This is a genomic window from Pseudomonas sp. ME-P-057 (genome assembly GCF_030208975.1).
Taxonomy (GTDB): domain Bacteria; phylum Pseudomonadota; class Gammaproteobacteria; order Pseudomonadales; family Pseudomonadaceae; genus Aquipseudomonas; species Aquipseudomonas lutea.
In genome coordinates, this window is the sequence record NZ_JARVSX010000036.1 from 1 (window position 1) to 18,956 (window position 18,956).

Below are 18,956 nucleotides of genomic sequence, written 5' to 3' on the forward strand. Positions count from 1 at the left end.
GATGTGTCGGCTGCATGCTGCGTAGCGAAGATGTGTCGGCTGTACCTGCTCCCCCAGGCATTGGCGGCGAGCCAGTGACGGATTGGGTGCTGGCACTGTTTTTCGCGGGCAAGCGCGCTCCTACACATCGGCCGTTGGCCCGCACTGATTCCTCAGCCTGCCCTCACCCATTCAGCTCCAATTAAGGCCGATGTTGATATGATCGCGGTCCATTCACTGACCGCCTTTGTCCATGCCCGACTCTACGCCCACCCCAACAGCCCGCGCGCTGCCGGACAGTTTCTTTCATCGTGATGCGCAGACGCTTGCCCGCGACCTGCTCGGCAAGGTCATACGGCACAAGGTCGGTGATTTGTGGCTGTCGGCGCGGATCATTGAGACGGAAGCGTATTACGTTTCTGAAAAGGGCAGCCACTCTTCCCTCGGCTACACGGAGAAGCGTAAGGCGCTGTTTCTGGAGGGCGGGCACATTTATATGTATTACGCCCGCGGCGGCGACTCGATCAACTTCAGTGCCGAAGGTCCGGGCAATGCCGTGTTGATCAAATCGGGCTACCCGTGGGTCGATGCCGTATCCGATGAAAACGCCCTGGCCCAGATGCTGCTCAACAACCCTGACGCCAGTGGCAACGTGCGCCCGCCCGAGCGGCTGTGCGCAGGGCAAACCTTGCTGTGCAAAGCGCTGGGCCTGAAAGTGCCGATGTGGGACGCCAAGCGCTTCGATGAAGAGCAACTGTTTGTCGAAGACGTCGGTCAGCGGCCGCCACGCATTATCCAGACGACGCGCCTCGGCATTCCTGCCGGTCGCGACGAACACCTGATGTACCGATTCGTTGACGCCGCTTATGCAAGGTTCTGCACACGGAACCCGGTCAGACGCGGTCAAGTCGAAGGACGCGACTACATCCTCATCGAGCAAGGAAACTAAATTCATGGGCGCTTGGCTCGACAGCATCACCTCCTGGCTAGGCGCCAATCCCTCATGGCTGGGCGCGGCGGTTTTCATCGTCGCGTTCATTGAATGCCTGGCCATCGCCGGCATCGTCGTCCCTGGCACCGTCTTGCTTTTCGCCATCGCCGCTTTGGCCGGCAGCGGCGTGCTGCCGCTCAGTGAAGCGCTGCTGTTGGGTTTTCTGGGCGGCATCCTGGGCGATCTGGTGTCGTACTTTCTGGGCAGGCGCTTTCATCAGAACATCCGCCAGTTGCCCGGCCTTCGCAATCATCCGGAATGGATCGGCGGCGCCGAAACCTACTTCCAGCGCTACGGGATCGCCAGCCTGCTGGTCGGCCGCTTTATCGGCCCGCTGCGGCCGATGCTGCCCATGGTCGCCGGCATGTGCGACATGCCGTTCGTGCGCTTTGCCGGCGTCAGCCTGATCGCCGCTGCCGGTTGGTCAGTGGTCTACATCCTGCCGGGCTGGGCCACCGGTGCGGCCATCCGCCTGCCGTTGCCCGAAAATTTCTGGCCACAAGCGGCCGTGGTCGGCGGAGGCCTGGCGCTCCTGCTGGGCATCAGTGTCCAGGCCAGCCTGAGGCACAAACCGTACGCGACCAAACTCATCGCGCTGACGGCGTTCATCCTGCTGGGCTGTGTGTTTCTCGGCTGGCCGTACCTCGCCGATTTCGACCAGGGCATCATGACGGTGGTGCAGGCAAGCCGGAGTGCGGCTGCCGAGAACTTCGTGGTGATGGTGACGGGGCTGGGAGACTTCCGGACGCAGTTCTGCGCCGCCGCTCTGCTGACGGTGCTGCTCCTTGTCACACGACGGTGGCGCCACGCGATATTCGTTGTGGGCACAGCCTTGGGCGCTGCGCTGATCAATCAGAGCATGAAATACACTTTCGCTCGAGCCCGGCCAGAGGTCCTGACCGAACCACTGGCCACTTACAGCATGCCCAGCGGGCATGCCTCGGCATCGTTTGCGCTGTTCATGGCACTGGCGGTGCTTGCGGGTCGCGGGCAACCGGTGCGACTGCGACTGACCTGGCTGTTGCTGGGCGCAATCCCGGCATTGGCGATCGCGATGTCACGGGTGTATCTGGGCGTGCATTGGCCAACAGATGTGACGGCGGGCATGTTGCTGGCGTTCTTCACCTGTGCGGCGAGCCTTGCCTTCGTGCAGAACAAAAAGCCACTGGAAGCGCTACCGATCAAGGTGTGGTGGCTAGTGCTGCCGGCGATGGTGGCGCTGTTTGGTGGCTTCGGCTTGCACTCATTCCCTCACGGATTGATCCGCTATCAGTATTGAGACGCCCTGAGCCAACGCGCGATGGGGCGATGGGGCGCTTCACGCCGCGCTCCCTTCAGGTAAACGCCTGACACGGCGTCAGGCCTGCATGTCGCCCTGCATCTCATCGAGCAGGTCCTGAATCGCGTCGAGCCGCTCTTCTGCGTCTTCGATCTCCAGCAACTCGATTTTGTCTTCTTCGGCAAACGGCAGCAGGTAGGCCAGTTGATTGGCCAACGAATGCTGACCGCTGGCCGTCAGGCCCATGTTCAGGGCTGCCACCATCGGGTGCTCGGCCAATGCGGCGAGCAACGCAACCAGGTCGTCGTCCTCCTCCTGCAACGGTTGCTCCTGCGGGTCATCGAGCCACTCGACTTCACCGATCAACAGGTTATCGCGCTGGGTGCTGTAATCCTTGACCCGAAAGCGCCGTGCGCCCACGACGCGAATCCCGAGCAGGCCGTTGTCCTGCTTCTCGAAATCGGTGACCCGCGCTTCGCAGCCGATCATCGAGAAACCGTCCGGTACCTCGCCCGTCTCGCTGCCTTCGGTGATACAGACCACGCCAAACCCTTCGCCCTGCTTCATGCAGCGGCCAATCATGTCGAGGTAACGCGCCTCGAATATCTGCAGATCCAGCACGCACCCGGGGAACAGCACGGCATTGAGTGGAAACAACGGCAACGACATAAACCCATCCTCAAGCAACCAGAGACACCGCCAACGGCAGGAACAAGGCCGTGGCGACACCCATCAAACTCATCGCCAGCGCCGCAAAGGCGCCGCATTCCTCACTTTCCTGCAGAGCCGCTGAAGTCCCCACGGCGTGGGCGGTCAGCCCCAGGGCCATGCCTCTGGCCTCCGGGCTGGTCACCTGCGCCAGGGTCAGCAAACCGGGGCCGAATATGCCGCCGATCACCCCGGTTATCAACACAAAAACCGCGGCCAGCGCGGCGACACCGCCTATCTGCTCGGCCACCAGCATGGCAATGGGCGAGGTAACGGACTTCGGCGCCATGGTCATCAGGATCATGTGATCGGCGCCCAGCAGCCAGCCCAGGCCAACACACAGCCCGGTGGCCAGTACGCCGCCCACCACCAGCGTAGTCAATACCGGCCAGAACAGCTGGCGTATCCGCCGCAGATTCAGATAAAGCGGCACGGCCAGTGCGACCGTCGCCGGGCCCAGCAGAATGCTGAGGATTTCAGTGCTTTTCCGGTACTCCACGTAGGAAAGTCCGCAGCCCACCAGCACGCCAATCACCACCAGCATCGAGATGAGCACGGGCTGCAGAAAGACCCAGCGGGTTTTCTCGTAGCCGGCCAGCACCAGTTGATAGGCGCCCAGCGTGATAGCGATGCCGAACAGCGGATGATGAATCACCGACAGCCAGGCGCCATGCCAGTCCAGACTCATGAGAGCTCCCGGCGTCTGGCCTGACGATCAATGAGTTTCTGCATCAACCAGCCGGCAAAGGTCAGCGAGACCATCAGCGAAATGACCAGCGAGCCGACAATCGCCCAGAAATCCTCGACGATCTGGTCGGCGTAGACCATCACGCCCACCGCGGGCGGTACCAGCAGCAAAGGCAGGTAACGCAACAGGCTGCTGGCCGCGAGGCTGATGGGTTCACTGACTTCGCCTCGGGTCATCAGGTAAATCATCAACAGCACCAGACCGATGATCGGGCCGGGCAGTATCGACAGAAACAGGTGGTTGAGTGCGGTTCCGATCAGTTGGAACAGCACAAGCCAGGTCAGGCCTCTTAGCAACATGAAAAATCTCCAGCAGGTTCGCGCGACATTATAAGCACGCCGCCCGCGCTGCCTATGGGCTGGTATTCGCCAGTCGAGGGCTGATTGACCCAAGGCATGGCGCGTGCTGATCTTCAATCAGGGCATTCACGGGCCCCGATTGCCCGCCCTGACGATCATCCGTAAATACAACAACGAACAAGGAACGCCTTAATGCCCTACGTGCCCGCTACGGAACTCAAACATTACGAAGGCAAGGATCTCGGAAATTCCGACTGGCTGACCATCGATCAGGCGCGGATCAATCTGTTCGCCGAGGCCACCGGAGACTTTCAGTTCATTCATGTCGATCCGGTCAAAGCGGCGCAGACACCTTTTGGTTCGACCATCGCCCATGGTTTTTTATCGCTGTCGCTGATGCCCACGTTGATGGAGTCGCTGCTGGTCGTGCCTGAAGGCATGCAGATGGCGATCAACTATGGCCTGGACAGCGTGCGTTTCATCCAGCCGGTGAAAGTGAATTCGCGCGTTCGTCTAAAAGTCAGCCTGGTGCAGGTGACGGAGAAGAAGCCGGGGCAATGGCTGCTCAAAGCCAGCGCAACGCTTGAAATCGAAGGTCAGGACAAGCCTGCGTTCGTTGCTGAACCGCTTTCGCTCTGCTTTGTGTAAGGCCGCCGCTCGCGCCCAAGCGCCCGCAAAACATGAAGCAGTCGTAACAGACTGTTTCATGAGCGTTCCTCGCTGCGGCATACTCGCTGCGGCTGTGTGAGCGACTCGATACAGGTACGCGATCAGATCACGCCGAAACATCTTTTTTTCGGGATTTACCATGCGCGCGCTTGCTCCTTTGGCCCTGACCCTCCTTCTTACCGCATGCGGCGACGGCGAATCGCTGTTGCCACCTGACGCGCGCCTGCCTGACGGCGGCCGCTATCGTGGCGACGTCATCAACGGCGTGCTGCAAGGCAAAGGCCGGATCGATTACCCCAATGGCAGCTGGTACGCCGGGGAATTCAAAAACGGGCAATGGAACGGCCAGGGTGAATGGCATGCGAGCAACGGCGACGTGTACCGGGGCGGTTTTCAGGACGGTCTCTTTCACGGTCAGGGCGCGCTCACGACCAGCGCGGGCAGCTACGTCGGCGGCTACAAGCTGGGCCGACGCGACGGCGAAGGCACGCTGAAAGAGCACGGCATGAGCTATCGCGGCGAATTCAAGGCTGACCTGTACGACGGCGCCGGCCATCTGGAACTGGACGACGGCAGTGAGTACCAAGGCCAGTTCGCCCACGGCAAACCCCACGGCGAAGGCCAGCGCAGCGATTCGGCGGGCAACCAGTTCAGCGGCAAGTTCGTCGATGGTCAGCTGGAGGGCACGGGCAATTTCAACAGTGCCGATGGCGATCAGTACGTCGGCGGCTTCCACAACAACCAGCTTAACGGCCGTGGCCGCTACGAAAATGCCGACGGTGATGTCTGGTCGGGGCAGTTCAAGGACGGCGCTTTCACCGGCAAGGGCGAACTGATCGGCTCCGATGGCACGCGCTATCAAGGGGAGTTCAAGAACTGGCGTTTCGCAGGCGCAGGCAGCTTGCGGCTTCCGGACGGCAGCGTTTACGTCGGCCAGTTCGAGAACGACAACTATCAAGGCAGCGGCGTGCTGACGACGGCCGAGGGGGACGTGCAGAGCGGGACTTGGTCGAACGGTCAGCGTGTACGTGATGGCGCTGGCAAGCTGTTGCCGGATCCGCTGGAAACCGGCTTGCTCGCTCAGGGCGCCCTCGTCGAGAAGGCGCTTGCCGGCGTGCCTGCTTCAACGCCGGCCATCGAGCTTTACAGCCTGGTGGTGGGTGGCGATGGCAAGCAAAGCGTCTTCCTGCGCGAAGCCGATTACGTCAATAAGCTGCTGGCGACGCGCTTCGGTGCGTTTGGTCAGATCACGCTGGTCAACCATCGTGACCACATGGCCGACCGCCCGCTGGCAACGCGCGAAACCATCAGCCGCGCGGTGCAGACGCTGGCCAAGCGCAGCGGACCGGAAGATTTGATCTTCATTTACCTGACCAGCCACGGCACGCATGAGCACGAGTTGGTGCTGGATCAGCCGCGTCTGGAATTGTCCGATCTGCCTGCAGACGAGATGGCCGGGGTGCTTGCGCCGCTGAAGAATCGCGACAAGGTGGTGGTGATTTCCGCCTGCTATTCGGGTGGTTTTATCCCGGCGATCAAGGACGAGCGCACGATGGTGATCACCGCTTCCCGCGAAGACCGGGTCTCTTTTGGCTGCTCCGAAGAGGCGGATTTCACCTATTTCGGCGAGGCGCTGTTCGCCAAGGCGTTGGTTGAAACCGACGATCTGGTGCAGGCCTTCAACGAGGCGCGGGGCATTGTCGCCCAGCGCGAGACGGACGAAAGCTTCGAGGCCTCTGAGCCGCAGATGTGGGCGCCCAAAGGCGTCGTCGCCCATTGGCGCCAGTTGCGCAAAAGCCAGGCAGAGCGCGCGCTGAACACAGTGCGGCGCTGACGCCGGCCTACGAGCACCGGCATGGCCACCCCGGCGACGCAGAACCTTCACTTGGCGGCAAAGACATTTGTAGGAGCCGGCTTGCTGGCGAATGCGTGCGTTCAGACGCTGCAGCGGTGGATGCCTGATCGGGTTCGCCAGCAAGCCGGCTCCTACAGAATCGAGTTCGCTCGCGAACTAACCGATGCCGTTGGTTTGGCGGTTACGACAGCCGGCACTGCCGAAAGGTGTTTATGCGGCAATCCACTCGTAGGAGCCGGCTTGCTGGCGAATGCAGGCGTTCAGACGCTGCAGCGGTGGATGCCTGATCGGGTTCGCCAGCAAGCCGGCTCCTACAGAATCGAGTTCGCTCGCAAACTAACCGATGCCGTCGGTTTGGCGTTTATGACAGCCGGCACTGCCATAAGATGATTGCGTGGTCATCCAGTCGTAGGAGCCGGCTTGCTGGCGAATGCAGGCGTTCAGACGCTGCAGCGGTGGATGCCTGATCGGGTTCGCCAGCAAGCCGGCTCCTACAGAATCGAGTTCGCTCGCGAACTAACCGATGCCGTTGGTTTGGCGGTTACGACACCCGGCACTGCCGAAAGGTGTTTATGCGGCAATCCACTCGTAGGAGCCGGCTTGCTGGCGAATGCGTGCGTTCAGACGCTGCAGCGGTGGATGCCTGATCGGGTTCGCCAGCAAGCCGGCTCCTGCAGGTTCGTGTCTATCACACGAATGATCATGGGGCTGCACTGCGCTAGATGCCAGGTCGCGTGAACATGGCTCAGGCGGCTCCGAATGCCTAGGCGCATGAACATTTCATGCGTTTTTGTGAAACCCTCCCGCTTCGCTTGCAGTCTGTTCCGGTACAGCGCCTATGCTTGTGGCGTATCAAGGGAGAAAGATCATGTACTTGACGCCTCAGCACATCCTGCTTGCCGGAGCCACCGGACTGACCGGCGAGCATTTGCTCGACCGCCTGCTCAACGAACCGACCGTAAGCCGCGTGCTCGCACCTAGCCGGCGTCCATTGGCCGAACACCCACGGCTGGAGAACCCGGTGGGCGAGCTTCAACAGTTGTTGCCAGGCCTGGAAGGTCCGGTCGATATCGCTTTCTGTTGCCTGGGCAGTACGATCAAGCAAGCCGGCTCGCAGGAAGCCTTCCGTGCGGTCGATCTGGACATGGTCGTGGCATTCGGCAAGCGCGCCCGGGAGTTGGGTGCGCGGCATCTGCTGGTCGTCAGCGCGGTAAACGCGGACCCGAAATCGAGCATTTTCTACAGTCGCGTCAAAGGCGAGATGGAAGAAGCGCTAAAGCTTCAGAACTGGCCGCAACTGACCATCGCCCGCCCTTCGCTGCTGATCGGCGAGCGCCAGGACCAGCGCCTGGTGGAGCAACTGGCCGCGCCCATCGCCAAACTGATTCCCGGCAAATACGGCGGCATCGAGGCGTGCAATCTCGCACGCGCCCTCTGGCGACTCGCGCTGGAAGAACAGGACGGGACGCGGCTGGTTGATTCGGATGATCTGCGACGCTTGGGCAAATAGCATCTACGGCCGCCGAAAGAGCAGAGAGACTGAGCTCGCCCCGCAATCGATGACGGTCGAAACCTGTGGGAGTGAGCTTGCTCGCGAAGAGGCCGAGACATCCGCTACATCTTTAGCGCCTGAAATGCCGGCTTCGCGAGCAAGCTCGCTCCCTCAATTGACCTCTCCACAGAAACATCTGCGGCGTTGCTCGCTCGCACATAGGGATCGGAATTACATCCCGCCCGATGCCTGGAATCCTACGCCCAGCGCGGTGAGGATGGACAGCGGTAGCAACAGCGTATCGAGCAGCGCGCTGCCGGGCAGGTCGAGCATTGGGTATTTCGGTGCCTCGGCTCCGAAGCGATCCTTCTCACAACAGCCGCCCTCCATGGCATACAGGTCAAGCCGCGTGCCGGCATAGACGATCGGCGCGCCGGGCTGATTGGCGTCGAGGGTTCGCACCGTCGAGCAGCCCGTCGTCAGCAGCAGCCCGAGCATGACCACAACCAGCTTGTTCATCCGTCTCACTTACTCGTCAGCGCCATAGTGGTGCTCGCCCCATCGCGGCAGCATGTCCTGGGGGATGTTAAGCAAGTTGAGAATCCGCGCGACAACAAAGTCCACCAGGTCATCAATGGTCTGCGGCTGATGATAGAAGCCCGGCGAGGCCGGCAGTATGACCACGCCCATGTTCGACAGCTTGAGCATGTGCTCCAGATGGATGCTTGAAAACGGCGCTTCCCGGGGAACGATGATTAGTTGCCGACGTTCTTTCAGCGTCACGTCCGCCGCACGCTCAATCAGATTATTGCAGGCGCCGGTGGCAATCGCCGACAGCGTCCCGGTCGAGCACGGAACCACGACCATCGCACTGGGGGAACCGGAGCCGGACGCCACGGGTGACATCCAGTCTTCTTTGCCGTAGACCCGAATCTGCCCCGCTTCCGCCCCGGTGTATTCGGTGAGGAACGCCTGCATCATCTGCGGTTTGGGCGGCAGGCTGACGTCGGTTTCGGTGGCCATGACCAGCTGCGCGGCCTTGGAAATAAGGAAGTGCACCTCACGGTCTTCGCGCACCAGGCAGTCCAGCAGACGCAAACCATATTGCGCACCGGACGCGCCGGTCATGGCCAGCGTAATGCGTTCCGGGCCGCTCATTGCAGCGCCTCGGCAAGCTTGCCATGCAGGCCGCCAAAACCGCCGTTGCTCATGATGACCACATGCGTGCCCGGCGCGGCCTGACGCTTGACCTGCTCGATGATGCCGTCGAGGCTGTCGCAGACCTGGGAGGGAATGGTGCAGTCGGCGGCGGTGGCGGCCAGGTCCCAGCCCAGATTGGCCGGCGCATACCAATACACCTGATCGGCCTGAACGACGCTCTCCGGAAGGCCGTCGCGGTGGGCGCCCAGCTTCATGGAGTTGGAGCGCGGCTCGACAATGGCGATGATTCGCGCCTGGCCGACCTTTTTACGCAGCCCATCGAGCGTGGTGGCGATGGCCGTCGGATGATGCGCAAAGTCGTCATAAATGGTGATGCCGCGCACTTCGGCGACTTTCTCCATGCGCCGCTTCACGCTTTTGAAGGCGCTCAACGCTTCGACGCCCTGCCGCGGCACCACGCCAACGTGACGGGCTGCGGCCAGAGTTGCCAGCGCGTTCGCCACGTTGTGCTGTCCGGTCATGCCCCAGTCAACGACGCCTTGGGGGGCACCTTCAAACAACACCTCAAATCTCGAGCCGTCGTCGCTGAGCAGTTTCGCCTGCCACTGACCGCCCTCCCCGGTGGTTTGCACCGGTGTCCAGCAGCCCATCTGAATGACGCGCTCAAGTGCGGGCTCGGTGGTGGGGTGAATGACCAGGCCTTCGCTCGGAATAGTGCGCACCAGATGGTGGAATTGCCGTTCGATGGCAGGCAGGTCCGGGAAGATGTCGGCGTGATCGAACTCAAGATTGTTGAGGATCGCGGTACGAGGGCCGTAGTGGACAAACTTGGAGCGTTTGTCGAAGAAGGCGCTGTCGTATTCGTCCGCTTCGACGACGAAAAACGGCGTATCGCCGAGTCGCGCCGAGACTTCGAAGTTCTGCGGCACGCCGCCGATCAAAAAACCCGGGGCCATGCCGGCGTGTTCCAGCACCCAGGCGAGCATGCTGCTGGTGGTGGTTTTGCCGTGGGTGCCTGCGACGGCGAGCACCCAGCGCCCACGAAGCACGTGGTCCGCGAGCCACTGCGGGCCGGAGACGTAGGGCATACCTTTGTTCAGCACATATTCGACGGCAGGATTGCCGCGAGACATGGCGTTGCCGACCACGACCAGATCCGGCGCCGGCTCGAGGTGCGAGGGGTCATAACCTTGCATCAACTGGATGCCCTGCGCTTCGAGCTGCGTGCTCATCGGCGGGTAAACGTTGGCATCGGAGCCCGTGACGGTATGGCCCAGATTCTTGGCGAGAACCGCCAGCGAACCCATGAACGTGCCGCAGATACCCAAAATATGAATGTGCATGACCGACCTCTTAAAACATGGGGCGCAGGTTAGCGTAGAAGACAACGAATGCGCACGGGGGAATTGCCGAAAACGGCGCATGCCCAGGCATTGCGGCTCAGCCGGCTTAGACGCACGCCCCTGTGGGACCGGCTTTAGCCGGGAAGGCGTCAGGTGATATGCCACAGAGTTGGTCCTTACGACGAACAATTGTAGGAGCGCGCTTGCCCGCGATGGCGGTGGGTCAGACGCCATCGATGGTTCTGACAGGACGCCTTCGCGGGCAAGCGCGCTCCTACACATACAGCGGCAGCCAGCATTATTTCGTTTGCCGGCATTCCAGCGCAGCCGGCTTAGACGCACGCCCCTGTGGGACCGGCTTTAGCCGGGAAAGCGTCAGGTGGTACGCCACAGAGTTGGTCCTTACGACGAACAATTGTAGGAGCGCGCTTGCCCGCGATGGCGGTGGGTCAGACGCCATCAATGTTTCTGACCGGACGCCTTCGCGGGCAAGCGCGCTCCTACAAAATACAGCGCCAGCCAGGATTATTCGTTTGCCGGCATTGCAGCGCAGCCGGGTTCGACGCATGCGCCTGGTGGGACCGGCTTTAGCCGGGAAAGCGGTCGGACCTCACCCCAACTTGCGGCCGGTGCGGGTCATGTGCCAACGTTGGTTGTCCAATTTGCTCTACGCTCTACCCATGCGCCGCACGCGTTATCCCCACACAATCACAAGAGCCAGGAGATATTCACCATGCGTTATGCCCACCCCGGTACTGAAGGCTCGCTCGTGACCTTCAAGACCCAATACGGCAACTACATCGGTGGCGAATTCGTGCCACCGGTCAAAGGCCAGTATTTCGAAAACACCTCGCCGATCACCGGCAAGCTGATCGCAGAATTCCCGCGTTCCACGGCCGAAGACATCGATAAAGCCCTCGACGCCGCCCATGCCGCCGCCGACGCGTGGGGCAAGACGTCAGTTCAGGAGCGTTCGCTGACCCTGCTGAAAATCGCCGACCGCATCGAACAGAACCTGGAAATCCTCGCGATCACCGAGACCTGGGACAACGGCAAAGCCGTACGCGAAACCCTGAACGCGGACATCCCGCTGGCGGTCGATCATTTCCGTTACTTCGCCGGAGTATTGCGTGCTCAGGAAGGCACCGCTGCGGAAATCGACGGCAACACGGTGGCGTACCACATCCACGAACCGCTGGGCGTGGTCGGGCAGATCATCCCGTGGAACTTCCCGTTGCTGATGGCCGCCTGGAAACTCGCGCCCGCCCTCGCCGCCGGTAACTGCATCGTGCTCAAACCCGCCGAGCAGACGCCGCTGGGCATCACCGTGCTGATGGAGCTGATCGGCGACTTGCTGCCCAAAGGCGTACTCAACGTCGTGCAAGGTTATGGCCGTGAAGCCGGTGAGGCGCTGGCCAGCAGCAAGCGCATCGCCAAGATCGCCTTCACCGGCTCGACGCCTGTGGGTTCGCACATCATGAAACTGGCGGCCGACAGCATCATTCCGTCCACCGTTGAGCTGGGCGGCAAGTCGCCGAACATTTTCTTTGAAGACATCATGCAGGCCGAGCCGGAGTTCATTGAGAAGGCCGCAGAAGGTGTTGTGCTGGCGTTTTTCAACCAGGGCGAAGTCTGCACCTGCCCGTCGCGTTGCCTGGTTCAGGAGTCGATCTACCCGCAGTTCATGGAAGTGGTGATGAAGAAGGTCCTGAAGATCCAGCGCGGCGATCCGCTGGACACCGAGACCATGGTGGGCGCCCAGGCGTCCCAGCAGCAGTTCGACAAAATCCTTTCGTACCTGGAAATCGCTCAGGGCGAAGGCGCCGAGCTGCTGACGGGTGGCAAGGTCGAAAAACTCGAGGGCTCGTTGGCCACCGGCTATTACATCCAGCCGACGCTGCTCAAGGGCAACAACAAGATGCGCGTCTTCCAGGAAGAAATCTTCGGTCCGGTGGTCAGCGTGACCACGTTCAAGGACGAAGCGGAAGCCGTGGCCATCGCCAACGACACCGAGTTCGGGCTGGGTGCCGGCGTCTGGACCCGCGACATCAACCGCGCGTATCGCGTGGGCCGGGCCATCAAGGCCGGGCGCGTGTGGACCAACTGCTACCACCTGTACCCCGCCCACGCGGCGTTTGGCGGCTATAAGAAATCCGGCGTCGGCCGCGAAACCCACAAAGTCGCGCTCGAGCACTATCAGCAAACCAAAAACCTGCTGGTGAGCTACGACATCAACCCGCTGGGCTTCTTCTGATCAGCTTGACCGGATGACACGCAACGGCCTCTTATGAGGCCGTTTTTGTTGGCAGATAGCGACGATGCACTCTGTAGGAGCCGGCTTGCTGGCGAACGCGTTGGATCTGCACCGCAGATGTCGAATGACACACCGCGTTCGCCAGCAAGCCGGGTCCTACCGAATCGCAGCGTGTCCGTGAACATTGTGAGTGCCTACAGTCCGTGTTCATCCCGAGGCGATCCAGACCAAGCGCGCGTCTACAAAGTCAGTACGGTTGATAGAAAGGGTATGTGGCGACGCCCGCTACAGCCACATTGCTTTGCTTGCCTCTATAATGCCGCCCACATCCCTCCTCTTCGCCCCGCACGACCCGGATCGGGTCTCTAAACCAGGTGCCGTACATGGATTTCAATCCGCTTGATCTGATTCTTCACCTCGACGTTTACCTCGACCTGCTGGTGACCCAATACGGCACTTGGGTTTACGCGATCCTGTTCCTGGTGATTTTTTGTGAAACCGGTCTGGTGGTCACGCCTTTTCTGCCGGGCGACTCGCTGCTGTTCATCGCCGGCGCAGTGGCGGCCGGCGGTGCCATGGACCCGGTGCTGCTGGCCTGCCTGTTGATGGCAGCCGCGGTACTCGGCGACAGCACCAACTACATCATCGGCCGCACGGCCGGCGACAAGCTGTTCAGCAATCCGAACTCGAAGATATTCCGCCGCGACTACCTGACCAAAACCCAAGAGTTCTACGGTCGCCACGGCGGCAAAACCGTTACCCTTGCGCGCTTTCTGCCAATCATCCGCACCTTCGCCCCGTTCGTGGCCGGGATCGGCCGCATGCCTTACCTGCGCTTTCTCGGGTTCAGCGTGCTGGGCTCGGTTCTGTGGGTCGGCGGTCTGGTCACGCTCGGTTTCTTCTTCGGCAATATCCCGTTCATCAAAAAGAACCTGACCCTGCTGGTGTTGGCGATTATCGCGATCTCGCTGCTGCCGATGGTGATCGGTCTGGTACGCAGCCGCACAGGTCGTTCCGCCGAGGCGCGCTGAACCGATGTGGTCGTTCCGTGAGTGGCGCAAGCAGCGCACGCTGGCGCGGCATCCGGTCGACCCAGAGGTCTGGCAGCGCGTACGCGAGCGACTGCCAATGCTCGACGGGTTGAGCGCAGAAGAAGATCGAAGCCTGCTGGACAGTTGCGTGCTGTTTCTTCAGGCCAAGCATCTCACCGCGCTGGAAGGCGTCGAACTGGATGACGAATCACGGCTGTTTCTGGCCGCTCAGGCGCAGCTGCCCTTGCTCGCCCTGGATGATCTGAACTGGTATCAGGGTTTTCACGAAATCATCCTGTACGGCGATGATTTCATCAGCCCGCAACGCCATCGCGATGCCAGCGGCGTCGAGCACGAATGGGACGGCGAACACAGTGGCGAGGCGTGGTCGCAAGGCCCGGTGATTCTGGCCTGGCCGGGTGTGCTGGCGAGTGGCGGATGGGAAGCCTACAACCTGGTGATCCACGAACTGGCGCACAAGCTGGACATGCTCAACGGCGAGGCAAACGGCTTGCCGCCCCTGCACCCCGACATGCGCATCAGCGAGTGGGCAAGCGCCATGCAAAGCGCCTACGACGACCTCAACCGCCAACTCGATGCCAACCCGGACGCCGAGACAGCAATCGACCCTTACGCTGCGGAAAACCCGGCAGAATTCTTCGCGGTCATGAGCGAGTACTTTTTCAGCGGCCCGGACTTGCTGGTCGAGGCGTATCCGCAGGTCTATCGGCAACTTAAAGCTTTTTATCGTCAGGATCCGCTGGCGCGACTCACGGCATTCCAGCGCGGCACTTTAAGCCCGGACGCCGGTCTATCAGGCTCCACATGACGCACAGAAGCCCGCCGTCACGCATGGCAAGGCTTCTGGAATATGCCTATAATCCGGCCACTTTTTGGCGTTGCATGCCAGATTCCGAATGGTCAACCAAGGGGGCAAAGCCCAATGAGCTACAGCAAGATTCCGGCCGGCAAAGACCTGCCGAATGACATCTACGTCGCAATCGAGATCCCGGCCAACCACGCGCCGATCAAGTACGAAATCGACAAAGAAAGCGACTGCCTTTTCGTTGACCGTTTCATGGCCACCCCGATGTTCTACCCGGCCAACTACGGTTTCATCCCCAACACATTGGCCGACGACGGTGACCCCCTCGACGTGCTGGTGGTGACGCCTTATCCGGTTACCCCAGGCTCGGTGATTCGTGCGCGTCCAGTCGGCGTGCTGAACATGACCGATGACGGCGGCGGCGATGCCAAAATCATCGCGGTCCCGCACGACAAGCTGTCCCAGCTGTACGTGGACGTTAAGGAATACACCGACCTGCCGCCTCTGCTGATCCAGCAGATCGAGCACTTCTTCGCGAACTACAAAGACCTCGAAAAAGGCAAATGGGTGAAGATCGAAGGCTGGGCTGGCGCTGACGCCGCTCGCGAAGCGATCACCAAATCGGTTGCGGCCTACAAGGGCTGATCCGATTGTGCTCCGTCGAAGCGTGCGTCGCTTCGACGGGGTTATCCTCACGCACCTCCCCCGCTGTTCCCCGCCGTACACTTCCCCTTCGCAGACTAAATGTTTTTTCCTGTTTTCATCGGCCAGATGTTTAAAACACGCCCAATAAACATCGCATGTTTAATCCACACCTCACACTTGCGCAATCGATCAATCGCCCACTACCCAATATCCCGTGCCGGCGCTTTGACAGGCGCTTCTTCGCGCGTTTGATGACCAAGGCAATAAGGTTCGCCGGTTTGAGTCACTGTGGACAACAAAGCAAACAGTGAAAGAAATGGCTTACAAATCCCGCGTAACGTTGTAATCCCTGCATTCAACTTGAAGCATGACGGCGTCCTCATTTGAACACTTCGTTCATTTAAACAGGGTGCAAGCCGCCGTACACTCCGGCCCATGAAGACATCAGGTGATCGACTGCGCGAACTGTTGCGAGAGTGCCATCTCTCCGCAACAGACTTTGCCGCCAACCGAAAAGTAACCCCTCAACACGTGAACAATTGGTTCAAGCGCGGCATCCCGGTGGCGCGCATTGAAGAAGTCGCCGAGCTGCTCAGTGTTAATTCGGCGTGGCTGCGCAGCGGCGAGGGGCCCAAGCATCCCGGAGCGAGTCGGGAAAGCGCCCCGCTTCTGGGCACGCCAAAACCCAAAGCCGAGCGAAGCGTCCGGGAAGAACTGGAGATGCCGGTTTACACCGAACTGCAAACGCAAAGCTCGGGCCGTACCGCCGTTGGCGAAATTCACAACCACAAAGTGCGCCTGTCGCGGCGCGTGCTTGAAACCATGGATGTGGAGCTGCATAACGCCATTTGCGTGCCGATGGTGGGCAACAGCATGGCGGACAAGATCCAGGACGGTTCGCTCATCGGCATTGATCGCGGGCGTGTCCACATCATCGACGGGGAAATGTACGCCCTGGAGCACGACGGCATGCTGCGGGTGAAATACCTCTACCGTCTGCCCGGCGGCAGCTTGCGCCTGCGCAGCCATAACTGCAGCGAGTACCCCGACGAGATTTTCAGTGCCGAGGACATTCAAGCGCAGCACATTCACATCCTGGGCTGGGTCTTCTGGTGGTCCACGCTCAATAACCGCCGTCACCCGGCCACCTTGCGGTGAGGCACGCGATGAGCCTGTATTTCAACTGGGCATACGCCAACAACATGGGTATCCTGCGCGCCTTCGTCTCAACACCTGTCGGCCACACGCGGGCGGGTGATCGACCTGGCGCCGCCTCCGAGGCACGCCCGGTCTTCCTCACAAGCGCCTGCTCGCAGCGCGCACTTTTGCGGACGGGTGCGGTTGGCCAAAAACCAATCAAACCCGTCACCGAGAAGCCGGCCACAAGCCGGCTTTTTAATGCTCCATCGAAAGCCTTCTTCATCTTCTAAACACCTCTGCAGCCTTGCTAGATCAAGGGTTTCAGCCTACTTTCGTTCCTGTGAGTTCTTTTTCCATCCAGCCGATTCCACACCGAAGTGGGGGATCAAGTGGGGGATTGGAGGCCAAAAATCATGGGAAAACTGACCGCTACCATTGTTAAAAATCTGACTGTTCCGGGTACCTATGAGGACGGCGACGGTTTGCGCCTGGTTGTGACCGTCACAGGTAGGAAAAACTGGGTACTGCGATTCCAGCTTCACGGCAAACGTCGGGAGATGGGTCTCGGTGGATATCCCAGCCTTGATCTGAAAAAGGCCCGTGCAGCCGCCTACGAGAACCGCATAAAGGTGCTCAACGGAAATGACCCACTTGCCCAGCGCCAAGCTGAACAGGCTGCCAAGAAAGAGGCCGAGCGCCGCGAGCAAGCGAAACAAATCACCTTTGAAACCCTGGCGAACGACTACCGCGATGCCCACGGCTCCAGTTGGTCTGAAAAGTGGCGCAAGGGATGGCTCAGGAAGCTAGAGCTTTACGCGTTCCCTACCATAGGGAAGCTGTCAGCGGACGATATCGAGACCAAACAGGTTATCAAGACCCTGCAGCCGATCTGGTCGACCAAAACCCGTACTGCGGATGAGGTGCGTGGTCAGATTGAGCAAATCCTTGATGCGGCGAAATCCAGAGGCCTGCGAGCTGGGGAGAATCCAGCTCGCTGGCGCGGGCATCTTGAAAACCTCCTAAGCCGGCATGAGAAGAAGAAAGCGCGTAAACGCGCACATCATCCTGCTCTCCCCTGGCAGGAGCTTCCTGAACTGATGCAGGCCCTGCGCGAGATCCCCACCGCAGTGTCGGTCGCTGCTCAATTTTTGATACTTACAGGAGCCCGCAGCCACATGGTCAGGTTTGCGGAATGGGACGAGCTAGATCTCGAAACGGGCCGATGGTCACTACCGGCGGCGAGAATGAAGACACGCGAGCCGTTCGCAATCCCACTCGCTCCGCAAGTGGTCGAACTCTTGAAGAGTCTGCCTCGGAGCCGAGGACGCAGCCCCTTCCTGTTCACAGGCAACGGACGGAGCGGCGTAATGCACGCGAACGGAGTTCGTAGCCTGCTGCATGATCTTGGCTATGAGCACATCACGCGCCATGGTTTTCGTTCGACGTTTAGAGATTGGGCGGGCGAGACCACTGCCTTTCCCCGAGAGATCTGTAAGCTAGCGCTTGCCCATGACGAGCGTGGTGAAACTGAGAGCGCATACTCCCGATCGGACTTCTTCGACAAACGCAGAGAGCTGATGGATGCCTGGGCCAAATACGCTACCTCGCCACCAAAGCCAGCGCTGACGGAGTCAGAACCAGGTGACGACGCACCGATATCCAAATAGTGATACGGGTATTTGGCGACAGCGGCGACACCGGCGACAACCCGCGTAATCCGTGGCGTGCGCGTGGCGACAGAAGTGGCGACTGTCGCCAAATCTCCCGCTCGCCTTTGCTCCTCCGGCTAAGCCCCTGCGCTTGGGAAAGCTCCGCATTCCCAAGCGCAGGGGCTCACATTTAAAGGCGACGAACGGCCACTCGGCTATCGAATGCCACCCACGTCCACTGCCATCCAGCCCTCCAAATCTGGCGCAATCGACAGCCCCTGCTTGATTGACCCAGCCAAATACCAGCGATAGAAATAAGCCTCCAAACGCTGCCCGCGGGTAGCTAGGTGACCGGGACCTTAAACGTCACGCCACTCCCGTGGTGGTCCCTCCCAAGTGCGATCCGCGTCCGGAAGCTCGCACGGTTACTCGACAGAGTGATGGATGCCGACTCATACCTTTCCCCTCTGGGGCAATTCCCACCTTTGCCGCCATGCAGCATCCATTCTGCTCGGCCGGTGTTTTGCACCAACCGTTTGCCCGTCTCTTTCTCCCGGAAAGAGACGGGCGCTCCTCCCACTGCTGCAGCCCATGCAATACGGGGCTTTGGGGCAACCAGCCTCGTGACAATTGGCGTGACAAACGCCGAACTCAACCGCAACACGATGCAGATGATGGTGCCGCAGCCCAGGGAAGGGCTGCACCTGACTGACAGTCAGGCATGCCCCTGTCATCGCATCAACGCCTCACCCGACTCAGGATCTCGCGGCACTGGTTTCGTCAGCCATTGCAGCCTCCACCCGCCCACCGGTAACGGTGTTCAGGAGGCCAGATCATGAGATGCCCAAGCTCTTGGCCGTAAGGAGCCGCCAGTCCCGCGTTAGTGG

At 60.6% G+C, this 18,956-nt stretch carries 18 protein-coding genes; 12 read left to right on the forward strand and 6 right to left on the reverse strand.

All coding sequences use genetic code 11. The features are described 5' to 3' along the window. The first annotated feature begins 232 nt into the window (after nt 1-232). Entirely contained in the window at nt 233-928 is a 696-nt protein-coding gene (locus QRN48_RS19305) for a DNA-3-methyladenine glycosylase (protein ID WP_037017953.1), read from the forward strand. Nucleotides 929-932: 4 nt separating this feature from the next. Continuing rightward, entirely contained in the window at nt 933-2,249 is a 1,317-nt protein-coding gene (locus QRN48_RS19310; RefSeq protein ID WP_037017950.1) for a bifunctional DedA family/phosphatase PAP2 family protein, read from the forward strand. 78 nt (nt 2,250-2,327) lie between these two features. Here the strand turns inward: QRN48_RS19310 and QRN48_RS19315 are convergent, their stop codons facing one another. The 3 genes from QRN48_RS19315 to QRN48_RS19325 are packed head-to-tail and all read right to left on the reverse strand — an operon-like array spanning nt 2,328 to nt 4,004. Continuing rightward, a complete protein-coding gene (locus QRN48_RS19315; RefSeq protein ID WP_037017948.1) occupies nt 2,328-2,918 on the reverse strand; it encodes an LON peptidase substrate-binding domain-containing protein in 591 nt (196 codons plus the stop codon). A gap of 10 nt (nt 2,919-2,928) precedes the next feature. Beyond that, on the reverse strand, nt 2,929-3,639 hold the full coding sequence (locus QRN48_RS19320; protein WP_191945689.1) for an LrgB family protein: 711 nt from the start codon (nt 3,637-3,639) through the stop codon (nt 2,929-2,931). Between the two features lie 2 nt (nt 3,640-3,641). Continuing rightward, entirely contained in the window at nt 3,642-4,004 is a 363-nt protein-coding gene (locus tag QRN48_RS19325) for a CidA/LrgA family protein (RefSeq protein ID WP_285352491.1), read from the reverse strand. Between the two features lie 192 nt (nt 4,005-4,196). On the opposite strand from QRN48_RS19325, the gene QRN48_RS19330 reads away from it, so the two are divergent. The 3 genes from QRN48_RS19330 (at nt 4,197) to QRN48_RS19340 (ending at nt 8,038) form a co-directional block, all read left to right on the forward strand. Next, nucleotides 4,197-4,652, forward strand: coding sequence for a MaoC family dehydratase (locus tag QRN48_RS19330; RefSeq protein WP_285352493.1), 456 nt, complete (start codon nt 4,197-4,199; stop codon nt 4,650-4,652). Nucleotides 4,653-4,812: 160 nt separating this feature from the next. Continuing rightward, the gene (locus QRN48_RS19335; protein WP_285352495.1) at nt 4,813-6,507 is read left to right on the forward strand and encodes a C13 family peptidase; all 1,695 of its coding nucleotides are present in this window, start codon (nt 4,813-4,815) and stop codon (nt 6,505-6,507) included. An 889-nt stretch (nt 6,508-7,396) separates the two neighbouring features. Next, complete coding sequence (locus QRN48_RS19340) at nt 7,397-8,038, forward strand: Rossmann-fold NAD(P)-binding domain-containing protein (protein ID WP_191945664.1); 642 nt, start codon at nt 7,397-7,399, stop codon at nt 8,036-8,038. A 213-nt stretch (nt 8,039-8,251) separates the two neighbouring features. Here QRN48_RS19340 and QRN48_RS19345 read toward each other — a convergent pair whose 3' ends face one another. The 3 genes from QRN48_RS19345 to mpl are packed head-to-tail and all read right to left on the reverse strand — an operon-like array spanning nt 8,252 to nt 10,524. Then, nucleotides 8,252-8,539 carry a YceK/YidQ family lipoprotein gene (locus tag QRN48_RS19345; RefSeq protein ID WP_037017933.1) on the reverse strand — a complete coding sequence of 96 codons (288 nt, stop codon included), beginning with the start codon at nt 8,537-8,539 and terminating at the stop codon, nt 8,252-8,254. 9 nt (nt 8,540-8,548) lie between these two features. Then, nucleotides 8,549-9,178, reverse strand: a complete 630-nt coding sequence (ubiX, locus tag QRN48_RS19350; protein WP_037017930.1) for a flavin prenyltransferase UbiX — start codon at nt 9,176-9,178, stop codon at nt 8,549-8,551. Next, complete coding sequence (gene mpl, locus QRN48_RS19355; RefSeq protein WP_285352499.1) at nt 9,175-10,524, reverse strand: UDP-N-acetylmuramate:L-alanyl-gamma-D-glutamyl-meso-diaminopimelate ligase; 1,350 nt, start codon at nt 10,522-10,524, stop codon at nt 9,175-9,177. Before mpl ends, ubiX begins: the two co-directional genes overlap by 4 nt. Nucleotides 10,525-11,257: 733 nt before the next feature. Between mpl and exaC the strand changes: the two genes are divergently transcribed. The 7 genes from exaC to QRN48_RS19390 all read left to right on the forward strand — a co-directional run bounded on the left by exaC (nt 11,258) and on the right by QRN48_RS19390 (nt 18,087). After that, on the forward strand, nt 11,258-12,778 hold the full coding sequence (exaC, locus tag QRN48_RS19360) for an acetaldehyde dehydrogenase ExaC (protein ID WP_037017923.1): 1,521 nt from the start codon (nt 11,258-11,260) through the stop codon (nt 12,776-12,778). 383 nt (nt 12,779-13,161) lie between these two features. Beyond that, entirely contained in the window at nt 13,162-13,809 is a 648-nt protein-coding gene (locus QRN48_RS19365) for a DedA family protein (protein ID WP_285352501.1), read from the forward strand. A 4-nt stretch (nt 13,810-13,813) separates the two neighbouring features. Continuing rightward, a complete protein-coding gene (locus QRN48_RS19370; protein WP_285352503.1) occupies nt 13,814-14,638 on the forward strand; it encodes a M90 family metallopeptidase in 825 nt (274 codons plus the stop codon). A 114-nt stretch (nt 14,639-14,752) separates the two neighbouring features. Then, on the forward strand, nt 14,753-15,280 hold the full coding sequence (gene ppa, locus QRN48_RS19375; RefSeq protein ID WP_037017915.1) for an inorganic diphosphatase: 528 nt from the start codon (nt 14,753-14,755) through the stop codon (nt 15,278-15,280). Between the two features lie 435 nt (nt 15,281-15,715). Continuing rightward, entirely contained in the window at nt 15,716-16,438 is a 723-nt protein-coding gene (locus QRN48_RS19380; protein WP_285352505.1) for a LexA family transcriptional regulator, read from the forward strand. A gap of 8 nt (nt 16,439-16,446) precedes the next feature. Then, nucleotides 16,447-16,710: a hypothetical protein gene (locus tag QRN48_RS19385; RefSeq protein WP_285352507.1), complete on the forward strand. Its 264-nt coding sequence runs from the start codon at nt 16,447-16,449 to the stop codon at nt 16,708-16,710. 123 nt (nt 16,711-16,833) lie between these two features. Beyond that, a complete protein-coding gene (locus tag QRN48_RS19390; RefSeq protein ID WP_285352509.1) occupies nt 16,834-18,087 on the forward strand; it encodes a tyrosine-type recombinase/integrase in 1,254 nt (417 codons plus the stop codon). The last annotated feature ends 869 nt before the right edge of the window (nt 18,088-18,956 follow it).

Excerpts from the sequence above, each read along its gene's own strand:
- QRN48_RS19390 (WP_285352509.1), top strand. The coding sequence starts at position 16,834 with ATGGGAAAACTGACCGCTACCATTGTTAAAAATCTGACTGTTCCGGGT.
- QRN48_RS19330 (WP_285352493.1), top strand. The coding sequence starts at position 4,197 with ATGCCCTACGTGCCCGCTACGGAACTCAAACATTACGAAGGCAAGGAT.
- QRN48_RS19335 (WP_285352495.1), top strand. The coding sequence starts at position 4,813 with ATGCGCGCGCTTGCTCCTTTGGCCCTGACCCTCCTTCTTACCGCATGC.
- QRN48_RS19345 (WP_037017933.1), bottom strand. The coding sequence starts at position 8,539 with ATGAACAAGCTGGTTGTGGTCATGCTCGGGCTGCTGCTGACGACGGGC.
- mpl (WP_285352499.1), bottom strand. The coding sequence starts at position 10,524 with ATGCACATTCATATTTTGGGTATCTGCGGCACGTTCATGGGTTCGCTG.
- QRN48_RS19325 (WP_285352491.1), bottom strand. The coding sequence starts at position 4,004 with ATGTTGCTAAGAGGCCTGACCTGGCTTGTGCTGTTCCAACTGATCGGA.
- QRN48_RS19310 (WP_037017950.1), top strand. The coding sequence starts at position 933 with ATGGGCGCTTGGCTCGACAGCATCACCTCCTGGCTAGGCGCCAATCCC.
- QRN48_RS19305 (WP_037017953.1), top strand. The coding sequence starts at position 233 with ATGCCCGACTCTACGCCCACCCCAACAGCCCGCGCGCTGCCGGACAGT.
- QRN48_RS19365 (WP_285352501.1), top strand. The coding sequence starts at position 13,162 with ATGGATTTCAATCCGCTTGATCTGATTCTTCACCTCGACGTTTACCTC.
- QRN48_RS19340 (WP_191945664.1), top strand. The coding sequence starts at position 7,397 with ATGTACTTGACGCCTCAGCACATCCTGCTTGCCGGAGCCACCGGACTG.
- QRN48_RS19370 (WP_285352503.1), top strand. The coding sequence starts at position 13,814 with ATGTGGTCGTTCCGTGAGTGGCGCAAGCAGCGCACGCTGGCGCGGCAT.
- QRN48_RS19380 (WP_285352505.1), top strand. The coding sequence starts at position 15,716 with ATGAAGACATCAGGTGATCGACTGCGCGAACTGTTGCGAGAGTGCCAT.
- ubiX (WP_037017930.1), bottom strand. The coding sequence starts at position 9,178 with ATGAGCGGCCCGGAACGCATTACGCTGGCCATGACCGGCGCGTCCGGT.
- QRN48_RS19385 (WP_285352507.1), top strand. The coding sequence starts at position 16,447 with ATGAGCCTGTATTTCAACTGGGCATACGCCAACAACATGGGTATCCTG.
- ppa (WP_037017915.1), top strand. The coding sequence starts at position 14,753 with ATGAGCTACAGCAAGATTCCGGCCGGCAAAGACCTGCCGAATGACATC.
- exaC (WP_037017923.1), top strand. The coding sequence starts at position 11,258 with ATGCGTTATGCCCACCCCGGTACTGAAGGCTCGCTCGTGACCTTCAAG.
- QRN48_RS19315 (WP_037017948.1), bottom strand. The coding sequence starts at position 2,918 with ATGTCGTTGCCGTTGTTTCCACTCAATGCCGTGCTGTTCCCCGGGTGC.